Origin of the sequence: Vibrio astriarenae (assembly GCF_010587385.1) — a bacterium.
GTDB lineage: Bacteria > Pseudomonadota > Gammaproteobacteria > Enterobacterales > Vibrionaceae > Vibrio > Vibrio astriarenae.
In genome coordinates this window covers 1,187,396-1,200,447 of sequence record NZ_CP047475.1, presented here as the reverse complement: position 1 = coordinate 1,200,447, position 13,052 = coordinate 1,187,396, and the positions used below count along the sequence as shown (strand labels likewise).

Here is a 13,052-nt window from a genome sequence, read left to right as displayed (position 1 = left end):
CCCTCTGGATTACTTGAACTGTTTAAGGAAACGCAGGTCGTTCTCGAAGAACGCACGTAGATCGTTTACACCGTAACGTAGCATTGCTAGACGCTCGATACCGATACCGAATGCAAAGCCGGAGTATTTCTCAGGGTCAATGCCTACGCTGCGAAGTACGTTCGGGTGAACCATGCCACAGCCAAGGATTTCTAACCACTTACCGTCTTTACGCTTAACATCCACTTCCATTGAAGGCTCCGTGAACGGGAAGTAAGATGGACGGTAGCGAACTTCTAGGTCTTCTTCGAAGAAGTTCGTTAGGAAGTCGTGCAGGATGCCTTTTAGTTGAGCGAAGTTTACGTTTTCGTCTACTAGCATACCTTCCACTTGGTGGAACATTGGCGTATGCGTTTGGTCGTAGTCATTGCGGTAAACACGACCCGGTGCGATGAAGCGGAATGGTGGCTTACCATTTTCCATCGTACGGATCTGAACACCTGACGTATGAGTACGCAGCATGAGATCAGGGTTAAAGAAGAAGGTGTCGTGGTCAGTACGCGCTGGGTGGTCTTCTGCAATGTTAAGTGCATCAAAGTTATGGAATGCATCTTCAATTTCAGGACCAGACTCAGTGCTAAAGCCTAGCTCACCAAAGAACTGCTCAATACGCTCAACAGTACGAGTAACAGGGTGTAAGCCGCCGTTCTCGATACGACGACCTGGTAGCGTTACGTCGATCGTTTCTGCTGCTAGCTTCGCTTCAAGCTCTGCACGTTGTAGTGCATCTTTGCGAGCTGCGATAGCTTGTTGAACAACGCCTTTCGCTTTGTTGATCTCTTGACCAGCACTGCGACGTTCTTCTGGTGGTAGTTTACCTAGGCTCTGAAGCTGAGCAGTTAGCTCACCTTTTTTACCTAGATACTGAACACGCACTTCATCAAGTGCGACTAGCGATTCAGCAGCTTCAATAGCTGTGTTCGCATTAGCAATGATCTCTTCTAGATGTTGCATCGTTTCCTCATCTACCTATACCCACATGCAATGGATATAAGTGGTAGTGTTCATTAGTTCCAAGTATCAATAAATCGACACTGAATAACTAACGTTTCCAACTTTGACCCCTTTCGGTTTCAAAGCGGATTTCCAGTTTTTCAAGTAGCTGTACATAGTAGCGAAAGACGTCTAGAAATCCAATGTCATTTCGGTTAAATACACACCATTAGAGCGGTCTGAATAAAAAAAACCACAACTTTTATTTCACGTGTAAAAATAACATATCGATTTTGACAAAAACCAACCCGATGAAAAGACACTTAACTTCCTAAGAGTGTTCAGTTCAAACAGAAAGGTTTCTCAGTTAGAAACGACATAGTTCAACTCAAACAGGTAGGCTTTAAACTTCTTTTACTGGCCTAGCTTCTCATATTTATTCATTCCTTCCATCAACTCCTTCATCGTGCTCTACATTAAGCATTGGATTGGCAAAAAAGAATACGACTAATCCTTTATCGCTCAAATACTATTACTAATGTAAAGTGATCAGGTAGACATGCGGCGTACACAGTGTAATGCCTGTTACAATCTGTAAAGACAATGCTTATTTTTTTGGTTTTTAGTGATTAAAATCAATAATTTATATTGCAATTAAAACTTGTTATGCATTAACTTTTGCCTATATCCCCCCTCGTAAAATCATACTCTTACGCTTAGTTTCCTGGTTTACAAAATGTAAACTTCCCTGTGTAACACATATTTGTATAAACATTATTTATCAATAACTTACACCTGGTTCATTTATTGCTATGCCCTAACACGGAGGCTTGACACAGACTTGCCGTATGGCCAGTGAAACAATCAGTAATACCATGGTTGCATAAGCTCTGTACCCAGGCCTATTTACTTAGCGACATCGTCGCTAACTTTCACTTGAGGAGACAATTGCTATGAACAGAGCAAACTGTAAGTCTTTAATAACCTCAATCGCTATCGCTGTCAGCGTCATGACCTTTGGCAATGCAATGGCTGAACCGTTCGAGCTGGACGGTAACCCCATTGTAGATGACAACACTTTGGACGATTGGGCCTCGCTATACGATTCAGGTAACAACACCGGCGGTAACTCGCTTAAATTCACTGGCATAGTTCCTGATGGACCCATTAACGGAGCCGATTCCAGCATCTTTACCGGTGGTAGAAAAGATATCCAGGATGTTAGTCAGTGGGGCCACAAGTCTGGTAGCTCCCCAGATAAAGACGAGATCATCAACGCCTATGCAGCCGCCTATCGTGGACAGGATACCAACGGCGACCTAATCATTTACTTTGGTGCTGACCGAACCACTAACGTTGGTGATGCCTTCCTTGGTTTCTGGTTCTTCAAAAATCCAATTGACGACCTACAGGGAGGGTCTTTTGACGGGATGCACACCGAAGGGGATGTGCTGGTGTTGGCTAACTTCCCACAGGCAAACAATGCCACACCGGAAGTTTTAGTCGTTCTTTGGGACCCTAGTTGTTCAAAGGCAGACAGTAACAACCCTGCTGAAGGAGACTGTGCAGCTAAAAACCTGCGTTTGATCAAGAAAAACCAGGCTACTTGTAATGGCGGTGGTGTAGGCAACGCAGCCTGTGCGGTCACCAACGCTGAAGATGGCCCGAACGACCCAACCGCAGCCCCTTGGCAGTTTGAATTCAAAGGCGCAGCATTGAACGAGTTCCCATATGAGACCTTCTATGAAGGCGGGATCAACATTACCCAACTGATCGGTGGCGAAGGCTGCTTCAGCAGCTTTATGGCCGAGACTCGCTCGTCTAGCTCGTTTACCGCATCACTTAAAGACTATGTTCTCGAAGACTTTAATCTGTGTAGCTTTGCGGTTGCGAAACGCTGTAAAGTGGTGGATCTCAATTCGGACAATACTTTCAAGGTTGACTACGAAATCGATATCATCAATACCGGTGTCGGTGAGTTTACTGCTGATAAGATTTTGGTGATTGAGGACGAACCAAGTAACGGAACCCCATTCACGATTAACAATACGCTAGGTAACTTAAATGACGGTACTCCACTTTCAGCGGATGAAACCATCACCATCAGCGGTCGGTCGTTTACATCGACTATCAACGGGGGCACCAACACCATCACCTCTGCAACTATCCAGCTAGCTGGCGGCGATGTATTGAGTGCAACCAATGTACCACTTACCGTGGCCTGTGACTCACTACCGCTCTCACCTCTGCTCACCATTAACAAGAGCTGTGAATTGAGTCTCGAGGCGACTAGCGGACTAATAGCAGTGAAGAAAAACTATGGTGGTACGGTGTGTAATACCGGTGATATCCCGTTGGATGTAACCCTAACCGACAGTGACGACGTTACACTGAATGAATCTTTCAGCCTCGACTACGCTAAGCGTTGTGATCCTCTACAAACCAACGCTTGCGGTACGGGTGAGACCTGTACCCAGTATACTCAGATTGCCGAGGGCCCAGATATGTTCCTCTATGCTTGTCAAGATGATGGTACTGGTGAGTTTGTTGAAACAATACCGGGTGGTGATGGCCTATGTTATGACTACTCTGGTGAGTACAACCCAGATACATTGCCGACAGGTGAAAGCTATAGCCTATCTAACACAGCAAACGCCAAAGCTACCTCTCCGGTAGTGCCTGGCGGAGACTTGGGCGACCTCACCTCTTTGGGTGAATCAGCAACCACTATGTGTCAGTTGTGTCCAGAGTGTGAAGATTGCGAACCAAAACAATGATATAATCTGAACAAGATTCTGAAACGACAAAGCCCGCTCTTGTGAGCGGGCTTTTAAACTGGAGCGACACACGAGGTTCGAACTCGTGACCTCAACCTTGGCAAGGTTGCGCTCTACCAACTGAGCTAGTGTCGCATAATGCAATGATATAGAATCACAATATATTGTAAGATGGTGCCCCGGGCCGGACTTGAACCGGCACAACGCGAACGTCGAGGGATTTTAAATCCCTTGTGTCTACCAATTCCACCACCAGGGCACGCAAAACTTGGTCTTGCGATGGTTGACACCATCCTTGATATCGACCCATAAGGGAATCGCTATCACAAAAATTTGGAGCGACACACGAGGTTCGAACTCGTGACCTCAACCTTGGCAAGGTTGCGCTCTACCAACTGAGCTAGTGTCGCAAATGGAGGCGCGTCCCGGAGTCGAACCGAGGTCCACGGATTTGCAATCCGCTGCATAGCCACTCTGCCAACACGCCTTCAAACCGCTTAGAGAAACTTAACCGCTCCTCTTGGGTACGGGATGCATTTTTACGGAAACCGACTTTCGAGTCAAACGTTTTTTTGTTTTTTTTATTTGTTTGAACAATATCCGCACAAAAGTGATAAAAATCACACATTTTGTATAAAAACCCCACAGAACAATGGCGTGGCAATTGAAGATCAGAAAACTTTCATCGACTTACTTCGGCTAATTCTCTCTCCACAGCTTAGCGAAACAACACCTTTGCCAAAATTAGGGGATAAAAAAAGCGAACCGTTCGGTTCGCTCTCTATCTACATGTTTTTTTCATCCAGCAAATCATCTTTTGCCGCTGCGAGATACTGAATCATGGACCAATAAGTAAGAATGGTCGCAACATAAAGCGCTGCATAACCGAGCCAGATCATCCAGTCATCATAACGCCATATCAACATCCATAACGCGAACATCTGTGAAACTGTTTTTACTTTACCTACCCATGAAACGGCGACACTTGCTCTCTTACCGATCTCTGCCATCCACTCACGTAGAGCTGAAATGATGATTTCACGAGCAATCATTGTCACCGCAGGGATTGTAATCCAAATCGTATGGTAGTGCTCTGTAATCAAGATAAGTGCAGCTGCAACAAGGACTTTATCAGCCACTGGATCAATGAAAGCGCCGAAGCGAGATGTCTGCCCCAATTTACGAGCCAGCATTCCATCTAACCAGTCAGTGACACCGGCAACCCAAAAAATCATGGCGGCTGCGAAAGGTGCCCAGCTATACGGCAAGTAAAACGCGACGATAAATACAGGTATCAAAAATAGTCGCAGCAAAGAAAGAATGTTCGGAATGTTTAAAGGCATAAGTATACGGCTCTGATCAGTTTCGCGTTTATGTTGCGAGATTTTTTCTATTCTTTCAATGCTTGATGAATGTTTTCTGCTAAAGAAAAGCTAATCCCTGGCACTTTGGCGATTTCTTCAACAGTCGCTCGTTTCAGTTCCTGCAGCCCACCCATGTATTTTAACAAGGCCTGGCGACGCTTTGGTCCAATCCCTTCAATGTGTTCTAACGCACTGGTTCTGCGAGTCTTGCCCCGTTTAGCTCGATGGCCCGCAATCGCATGATTGTGACTCTCGTCTCGGATATGCTGCATCAAGTGCAGAGCTGGCGCGTCCGAGGGCAGGTTAAACTCTTCACCGTGATCAGTAATCAACGTCTCCAAACCTGGCTTACGTGTCACACCCTTGGCGATACCAACCAGCGTTGGTCGCTTAGGCCAATCTCCCCAAAATTGCTTGATTGTTGAAAGGGCTGCATTCAACTGCCCTTTACCACCATCAATAAAAATAACATCCGGGATCTTGTCAACATCTAGCTGCTTCGAGTATCGACGCTCTAGAGCTTGCGCCATCGCGGCATAGTCATCTCCGCCAGTGATACCTGTGATGTTATAGCGGCGATACTCTTGCTTAAGTGGTCCTTCACGATTGAAGACGACACAAGAAGCAATCGTGCTTTCACCCATTGTATGGGAGATATCGAAACATTCCATACGTGTTAATGACTCAGTCGCTAAGACATCTTGCAACTCTGTAAAGCGTTGGTTGATCGTCATCTTATGATTGATCTTGGTGGTGATCGCCGTCAATGCATTGGTGTTTGCAAGTTTAAGATACCGACCCCTTGTCCCTGTCGGGTTGGATTGAAAGTGAACTTTTCTGCCAGCCACGTCCGATACCGCGGCTTGAATGGAGTCTAACTCATCGCTCAATCCGGAGTTAAGCAATACACGAGTTGGCAATGTCCTTGCCTCATTGTGCGCCAGATAGTATTGGGTGAGAAAACTATCAAACACTTCAGTCTTGTCAGTATTCGCTGGAATTTTTGGATAGTGACTGCGACTGCCAAGAATCTTGCCTTGTCTGATCATCAAAATATGAACACACGCCACACCACTCTCAATCGCAAATCCAACAACATCCATATCATCCATACTGTCCTCAGAAACAAACTGCTGCTCTTGGACACGACGAATTGCCTGAATTTGATCTCGATAGCGCGCCGCATCTTCGAACTTTAGCGACATACTGGCCTTTTCCATCTTATCCACCAGCAAAGTCAACACCTGTTGATCTTTGCCTTGTAAGAACAGGCGTAGGTCGCCAACGAGCTCTTCATAGTCTTCGGTCGAGATCGCACTTGAAACACACGGTCCAGCACAGCGGCCAATTTGATACATCAAACACGGCCTGGTTCGATTGCTATAAACGGTGTCTTCACATTGGCGCACGGGAAAGATCTTTTGCACGAGGTGCAAAGTTTCTCTCACCGCACCAGAATCTGGATAGGGGCCAAAGTATTCGCCTTTTTTCTTTTTTGCCCCGCGATGAATAGACACTCTAGGGTGTTTATGCCCACTCAAAAAGATAAATGGATAAGACTTATCATCTCGTAACAACACATTATATTTTGGCAAATATTGCTTAATATAATTGTGCTCTAAAATAAGAGCTTCTGTTTCAGTATGTGTAATCGTTACGTCTATTTTGGCGATATGGCTGACCAATGCTTTGGTCTTTTCGCTGTCAATTTTCTTGCGGAAATAACTCGATAAACGCTTCTTCAGATCTTTCGCTTTACCAACGTAGATAACGTCAGAATCGATGTTGTACATCCGATACACACCCGGCTGGCTAGTGACCGTTTTTAGAAAAGCCGAAGAATCAAAAGGCGCTGTTTCGTCGAGGGAGGTTTGAGTGTTGCTATCTGACATAATAAAAAGACCGCTGAAATTCAGCGGTCAATATAATCCTATAAGGTTTCGGCATCCAAAATGCCATGACGAATCGCCAAATGGGTCAGCTCAACATCACCGCTTATATCTAGCTTGCTAAACAAGCGATAGCGATAACTGTTGACGGTTTTTGGACTCAGGTTTAACTGCTCTGAAATGTCCGTCACCTTCTGGCCTTTGGTGATCATCATCATGATCTGTAACTCACGCTCAGACAAATCATCAAACGGATTTTCTGACGCAGGTGAGAACTGACTCAATGCCATCTGTTGCGCAATTTCAGGAGAGATATAGCGTTGACCGCTATTTACCACACGAATTGCGTTGACCATCTCATCCGGACCGGCCCCTTTTGTTAGGTAACCAGCGGCTCCTGCCTGCATGACCTTGGTTGGGAACGGATTTTCTGTATGCACTGTGAGTACAATGATTTTTACGTCAGGATTGAAGCGTAAAATCTTTTTCGTCGCTTCCAAACCGCCAATACCTGGCATGTTCATATCCATCAGAATGACGTCAGCATGATTGCTACGACACCATTTTACTGCATCTTCACCGCTTTCAGCTTCCCCTGCTACGTTCATTCCACGGACGTCTTCAATAATACGTCGTATCCCTGTGCGAACCAGCTCGTGATCATCTACAAGGAAAACACTTATCACTCTTGTATCTCCACACTCTAATTGTTTGGCTTGGCTCTGCAACCACTCGGGAGTGGATAACAGTTTGGTTCGCCATTTTAACCTAATTGGAAAGAATTTGCTTCCTTCGACTATGCTCCTAAATGCAAGGTTTGGCAAGTAATACTATTGTTTTCTGTCTTATGGCACATTTATCTCCTCCTAACCAGATGTTATAGCCGTTCGTATCCATAAAGATCAAAAGTATCAACTAAGATCAAAAGTTTGTTAGTATTCCTTGCGAAAACGTCAATAAAAACAATAGCAGGACTTCCATTGAGCATTCATCATGGCTTCGTGTTAACCCGCCAAGCGCGAGATAAAGGTCAGAAAACACTCATAGAACTATGGGTGACGACCGATGATGGCCCGATGCAAATCGAAGTGGAGGGCGAGCGCCCAACCTTTTTTATCTCTCAACACGAGAGGCACGCTGCAGAAAGACTGTTGAATGACAACAGTATCCCATTTGAGATGCGACCACTCGCATTGAAAAACTTCGCACAAGTGCCTCTGTGCGCTTGCTACTTCCAAACCATAAACCAAGCACAAGCAGCAACTCAGCTCCTTGCTCAGGGTGACATTGTCACTTTTGAGGCAGATATACGCTTGGCTGATCGCTTCCTAATGGAACGGTTTATTCAAGGAAGCATCGAATTTACTGGCAACCGTCGCTCTAGAGCTAAACATACACAGATTACTCAAGCACAATGTCGAGCTGGTGACTACAAACCTTCACTTTGTGTTGTGTCACTTGATATTGAATGTTCCGAAAAAGGTATCCTCTACTCTATCGGCTTAGACTGCGAGCGAGATAGCCGAGTCATCATGGTGGGCAAACCGCAGCCTTGTGAAAACACTCCCATCGAATGGGTCAATGACGAAAAAGCGCTGTTAATCGCCCTTTGCAACTGGTTCGATCAATTTGACCCAGACATTATTGTTGGTTGGAACGTCATTGATTTCGACTTCCGATTACTCGATAGAAGAGCGCAATGGCACAAATTACCATTGAAGTTAGGACGTGGCGGCCGCAACGCATTCTTCCGGTCAGGTAGCAATCAACAAGGATTTATCTCTATTCCGGGAAGAGTGGTGATTGATGGTATCGATATGCTCAAATCGGCCACATACCATTTCCGCTCTTGGTCTTTAGAGTCAGTCTCTCAAGAGCTGCTTGGCGAAGGCAAAGCCATTCACAATGTGCACGACCGTATGGAAGAAATTAACCATATGTTTCGTCACGATAAGCTGTCGCTTGCCAAATACAACCTGCAAGACTGTGTATTGGTCAATCGTATTTTTGAACATACGCATTTGCTCGATTTTGCCATTGAACGTTCACGGTTAACTGGCCTGGAGCTTGATCGTATCGGCGGCTCTGTGGCCGCATTTACAAACCTCTATCTGCCCCAACTTCATCGCGCTGGTTACGTTGCTCCGAATATGCACCCCGAAGACTGGATTGCGTCACCTGGGGGGTACGTCATGGATTCAATACCTAACCTTTATGATTCCGTTCTTGTGTTGGACTATAAGAGTCTATACCCATCTATCATTCGCTCATTTTTGATTGACCCCCTGGGTCTGATTGAGGGACTAAAACTCGAGGTAGGTCGCTCACCTAATAGCGCTATTGAAGGCTTTCGCGGTGGACAGTTTCATCGAGAAAAGCACTTCCTGCCTAAAATGGTCGAGGACATCTGGCGTGCTCGAGATATAGCAAAGAAAAACAACGAAGCCGCGTTTTCTCAAGCACTAAAGATTATCATGAACTCCTTCTACGGCGTATTAGGCTCGTCGGGATGCCGATTCTTTGATACTCGTCTCGCCTCAAGTATCACCATGCGCGGACATGAAATTATGAAAACCACCAAACGGTTGATCGAAGAGCGCGGGTATCAGGTCATCTATGGTGATACTGATTCGACTTTTGTTGCCTTGAAATCTGCCTATTCACAGCAAGATGCCGACATCATAGGTCAGCAGTTAGTCACAGAGATCAATGCGTGGTGGCAACAAGAGCTCAAACAACATTTTGGTATTGAGTCCTTCTTGGAGCTTGAATATGAAACCCACTACAAGAAGTTTCTCATGCCAACGATACGGGGCTCTGAAACGGGCTCTAAAAAACGCTATGCAGGCCTAATTGATAGAAATGGAGAAGAAAAGATAGTCTTTAAAGGACTAGAGAGCGCACGTTCTGACTGGACGCCTCTTGCCCAAACCTTTCAGCAAAAGCTGTATATGATGGTGTTTCATGGAAATAACCCGTCAGACTATGTGCGTGATATGGTTGAGCGAACTCAAGCGGGTGAATTTGACAATCAGTTGGTCTATCAAAAACGCTTGCGACGTAAATTACATGAGTACGAGAAGAACATCCCACCACAAGTTCGAGCGGCACGCATTGCTGATGAGAAAAATGCCAAGTTAGGTAGGCCATTACAATATCAAAACCGTGGCCGTATTGAGTATGTGATTACAATCAATGGCCCAGAGCCAATCGACTATCTTGAAAGTGCCATTGATTACCAGCACTACATCGATAAGCAACTAAAACCCGTGGCAGAAGCGATACTCCCTTTTGTAGGGTATGACTTTAAACAGTTGAGTGAACCCCAATTGGGGCTTTTCTAAGACAGAAACAACAGGAAATAAAATAGCAAGCTAGCCTATTTTGAACTCTGTACGCTCATACTCTTTAAGTAACCATTGACCATAGCTGTCAATCAAACCAACCACTGAACGTTTGGGGATTACTCGTCCACTGAGTAGGATTCCCAAACGGTCGATTTCTATCTGCTTATCTGGATAGAAACGAACAAATTCCTCACCACACTCTATTGGGTCATCTATCCAACGCTTATGTTTGTGCATCACTACACTGTAGCTCGCTCTCAATAGCTTTTTAGCAATTCTGATTTGCGCTTGAGACTGCTCTTGAGCCGTTTTAGCAATGGCAATTTTTTGGCGGCCATTTCGTATCCAATCAGCAACATCACTATTCCAAAACTTGGCGATCTCCCAGCTTGGCTCATAGTCTCCAAAGCACTCACCTAGGTCTTCACCATAAATGCAAGTACAGCACTGGCGCAAAAGAAAACCCCACGAAAAAATACTATCGAGACTCGCAACCTCTTTTGCTAATGCTAGCTTTACATTTAACCCTTTAACGTGGGGAAAGCTGCGCTGAAAACGCCATTGCACTGTATTCATTAACGTCGTGCGATTGTCTTCAAAAGGCCGGTGAGTAATGACAACTAAATCAAGGTTCGAGCGCGTGCTGACAGCGGAGTGTCGAGCAACACTGCCATAGACATACACACTATGTAGGTTTGTACCCAAGCCAGCCTTAAAGAAACGCAGTGCATCTTGGACCGCTGGCTGGAAATCAGATTGAAATTCGAACTGTGACTGAGCAAGCATTAATCAATGTAACGTTAAGATATATCAGATAAATAATGGTGAATCAGAACTGAGGTTTGTTCAAGTATTTCCTAATCACAATTGTCAGGGTTATACTTAGCTCATCGATAACAAGAGGTACTATCCATGCCAAGGGCAAGTGAACTTAAAAAAGGATTCGCGATCGAATCTAACGGTAAAACCCTACTTATTAAAGACATCGAAGTGACAACACCTGGTGGTCGCGGCGGTGCAAAGATTTACAAACTACGTTGTACTGATCTCAACACCGGTGCGCGCGTCGACGAGCGTTTTAAGTCTGATGACGTCGTCGATACCGTAGAGATGAACAAGCGCGCTTCTTCTTTCTCTTATGTTGATGGCGACGAGTACATCTTTATGGATAATGAAGACTACACTCAATATACCTTTAAGCAAGCTGACATCGAAGACGACCTACTTTTCATCACTGAAGAGATTCAAGGCCTGCACATTGTTCTTGTTGATGGTGCAGCTGTAGCTATTGAACTGCCTTCTTCTGTTGAGATGGTCATCGAAGAGACTGACCCTTCAATCAAAGGTGCATCAGCGTCTGCGCGTACTAAACCAGCACGTCTTCCTACAGGCCTGACTGTTCAAGTACCTGAGTACATTGCGACCGGTGATCGCATTATCATCAACACAGCTGAACGCAAATACATGAGCCGAGCATAGTTTTATGAGCGATTTGATCTCTTTGGACGATGTCATCGAAGTTGCCTACGATATCTTCCTCGAAATGGCACCAGACAATTTAGAACCTGCAGACGTTATTCTGTTTACCGCTCAATTTGACGATAGAGGCGCAGCCGAAGTTGTTGAAACGGGTGATGACTGGGTAGAACACGTTGGCTTTGAGGTTGATGAGACATTTGCAGAGGTATGTATTGGCTTGGTAAATGAAGCAGATGATGCGCTCGATGATGTCTTCGCTCGAATGCTTGTTAGCCGTGACCCAGATAATAAATTCTGCCACATGCTGTGGAAGCGCGACTAGACTCGATTCACCCTATTTCAAATTCTTAAAAGAGGCGTCATGCCTCTTTTTTATTGTTTTCAGTTTAATGACACTGGATAGACCATTTAATTAAATTAACCCGTTATAATCGCCACATCATCAGAACTTATTAACGCGAATTATGTTTTTAGACCCTTACTTTACACAACAAGATCAGCACATCGTATTTTCTCGTCAACAAGCCAGTCACTTTGCAAAGCTTGTTGCTGGTGATTTCAACCCTATCCACGATGAAGATAACAAACGCTTCTGTGTGCCAGGCGATCTGCTTTTCTCTGTACTGTTACAAAAGGAGGGGATCTGTCAGAACATGCGCATTGAGTTTGCTGGAATGGTTAATGACGGCGTCGGTTTATCCGTCATCGAGCAAAATGAGAACGAAGCTAGTGTGGTCGACGACCAAGGTAAATCTTATTTAAACATGTCTCGCAGTGGTGAAGTAAGCCACAATCAAGCGCTCATCGAGCATGTCGTTAAAGCTTACGTTAAGTTTTCTGGTATGAACTTCCCTCACATCATGGTTCCTCTGATGGAGGAGCAGCAAATGATGATCAACTGCCAGCGCCCACTTGTTATCTATGAATCAATGGAAGTGGAATTTGCGCGCCTCGATATTACTCATCCTGAGGTTGAATTTAATGGTGCAACCTTTGATGTGGATGATAAACGTGGTGTAGTAACAATGAATTTTGAGTTCAAAGAAGATGGTGAAGTCATTGGTAAAGGCAAAAAGCGCATGATCGCCAGCGGATTAAAACCTTACTCTCAAGAAGCCGTCACCGACCTTGTTGAGCAGTTCAATGAGCGTAAAGCGACGTTTCTTAAGCAAGTTGAACAAGCAGCTTAATTGCTTTAGTTCATGAGATTAACGAATGAGGGCT

General features: G+C 45.0%; 10 protein-coding genes and 4 tRNA genes. 5 read left to right on the top strand and 9 right to left on the bottom strand.

All coding sequences use genetic code 11. The features are described from left to right. Window positions 1–9: 9 nt before the first annotated feature. Window positions 10–993: a phenylalanine--tRNA ligase subunit alpha gene (pheS, locus tag GT360_RS05735; protein ID WP_117234713.1), complete on the bottom strand. Its 984-nt coding sequence runs from the start codon at window positions 991–993 to the stop codon at window positions 10–12. 932 nt (window positions 994–1,925) lie between these two features. On the opposite strand from pheS, the gene GT360_RS05730 reads away from it, so the two are divergent. Next, on the top strand, window positions 1,926–3,749 hold the full coding sequence (locus tag GT360_RS05730) for a DUF11 domain-containing protein (RefSeq protein ID WP_164647951.1): 1,824 nt from the start codon (window positions 1,926–1,928) through the stop codon (window positions 3,747–3,749). Between the two features lie 59 nt (window positions 3,750–3,808). On the opposite strand, the gene GT360_RS05725 is transcribed toward GT360_RS05730, so the two are convergent. The 7 genes from GT360_RS05725 to uvrY form a co-directional block, all read right to left on the bottom strand. After that, a tRNA-Gly gene (locus GT360_RS05725) sits at window positions 3,809–3,884 on the bottom strand. A 37-nt stretch (window positions 3,885–3,921) separates the two neighbouring features. Beyond that, window positions 3,922–4,008: transfer RNA gene (locus tag GT360_RS05720), tRNA-Leu, on the bottom strand. 75 nt (window positions 4,009–4,083) lie between these two features. Beyond that, a tRNA-Gly gene (locus GT360_RS05715) sits at window positions 4,084–4,159 on the bottom strand. A gap of 3 nt (window positions 4,160–4,162) precedes the next feature. Continuing rightward, window positions 4,163–4,236 (bottom strand) — tRNA-Cys (locus GT360_RS05710). A 298-nt stretch (window positions 4,237–4,534) separates the two neighbouring features. Then, window positions 4,535–5,092 (bottom strand): CDP-diacylglycerol--glycerol-3-phosphate 3-phosphatidyltransferase, encoded by a 558-nt coding sequence (gene pgsA / locus GT360_RS05705; RefSeq protein WP_164647950.1) that lies wholly within the window; start codon window positions 5,090–5,092, stop codon window positions 4,535–4,537. Window positions 5,093–5,139: 47 nt separating this feature from the next. Further along, the gene (gene uvrC, locus GT360_RS05700; protein ID WP_164647949.1) at window positions 5,140–7,005 is read right to left on the bottom strand and encodes an excinuclease ABC subunit UvrC; all 1,866 of its coding nucleotides are present in this window, start codon (window positions 7,003–7,005) and stop codon (window positions 5,140–5,142) included. A 38-nt stretch (window positions 7,006–7,043) separates the two neighbouring features. Then, the gene (gene uvrY / locus GT360_RS05695) at window positions 7,044–7,688 is read right to left on the bottom strand and encodes a UvrY/SirA/GacA family response regulator transcription factor (protein WP_164647948.1); all 645 of its coding nucleotides are present in this window, start codon (window positions 7,686–7,688) and stop codon (window positions 7,044–7,046) included. 294 nt (window positions 7,689–7,982) lie between these two features. Here uvrY and GT360_RS05690 point away from each other — a divergent pair, with 294 nt between their 5' ends. Beyond that, a complete protein-coding gene (locus GT360_RS05690; RefSeq protein ID WP_164647947.1) occupies window positions 7,983–10,346 on the top strand; it encodes a DNA polymerase II in 2,364 nt (787 codons plus the stop codon). A gap of 30 nt (window positions 10,347–10,376) precedes the next feature. Here the strand turns inward: GT360_RS05690 and GT360_RS05685 are convergent, their stop codons facing one another. Then, window positions 10,377–11,135, bottom strand: coding sequence for a nucleotidyltransferase family protein (locus GT360_RS05685; protein WP_164647946.1), 759 nt, complete (start codon window positions 11,133–11,135; stop codon window positions 10,377–10,379). Between the two features lie 126 nt (window positions 11,136–11,261). Here GT360_RS05685 and yeiP point away from each other — a divergent pair, with 126 nt between their 5' ends. The 3 genes from yeiP to GT360_RS05670 all read left to right on the top strand — a co-directional run bounded on the left by yeiP (window position 11,262) and on the right by GT360_RS05670 (window position 13,018). Beyond that, the gene (yeiP, locus tag GT360_RS05680) at window positions 11,262–11,828 is read left to right on the top strand and encodes an elongation factor P-like protein YeiP (protein WP_164647945.1); all 567 of its coding nucleotides are present in this window, start codon (window positions 11,262–11,264) and stop codon (window positions 11,826–11,828) included. Between the two features lie 4 nt (window positions 11,829–11,832). Continuing rightward, a complete protein-coding gene (locus tag GT360_RS05675) occupies window positions 11,833–12,150 on the top strand; it encodes an HI1450 family dsDNA-mimic protein (RefSeq protein WP_164647944.1) in 318 nt (105 codons plus the stop codon). A 142-nt stretch (window positions 12,151–12,292) separates the two neighbouring features. Further along, window positions 12,293–13,018, top strand: a complete 726-nt coding sequence (locus GT360_RS05670; RefSeq protein WP_164647943.1) for a DUF3581 domain-containing protein — start codon at window positions 12,293–12,295, stop codon at window positions 13,016–13,018. The last annotated feature ends 34 nt before the right edge of the window (window positions 13,019–13,052 follow it).

Excerpts from the sequence above, each read along its gene's own strand:
- pheS (WP_117234713.1), bottom strand. The coding sequence starts at position 993 with ATGCAACATCTAGAAGAGATCATTGCTAATGCGAACACAGCTATTGAA.
- GT360_RS05730 (WP_164647951.1), top strand. The coding sequence starts at position 1,926 with ATGAACAGAGCAAACTGTAAGTCTTTAATAACCTCAATCGCTATCGCT.
- pgsA (WP_164647950.1), bottom strand. The coding sequence starts at position 5,092 with ATGCCTTTAAACATTCCGAACATTCTTTCTTTGCTGCGACTATTTTTG.
- uvrC (WP_164647949.1), bottom strand. The coding sequence starts at position 7,005 with ATGTCAGATAGCAACACTCAAACCTCCCTCGACGAAACAGCGCCTTTT.
- GT360_RS05685 (WP_164647946.1), bottom strand. The coding sequence starts at position 11,135 with ATGCTTGCTCAGTCACAGTTCGAATTTCAATCTGATTTCCAGCCAGCG.
- yeiP (WP_164647945.1), top strand. The coding sequence starts at position 11,262 with ATGCCAAGGGCAAGTGAACTTAAAAAAGGATTCGCGATCGAATCTAAC.
- GT360_RS05675 (WP_164647944.1), top strand. The coding sequence starts at position 11,833 with ATGAGCGATTTGATCTCTTTGGACGATGTCATCGAAGTTGCCTACGAT.
- GT360_RS05670 (WP_164647943.1), top strand. The coding sequence starts at position 12,293 with ATGTTTTTAGACCCTTACTTTACACAACAAGATCAGCACATCGTATTT.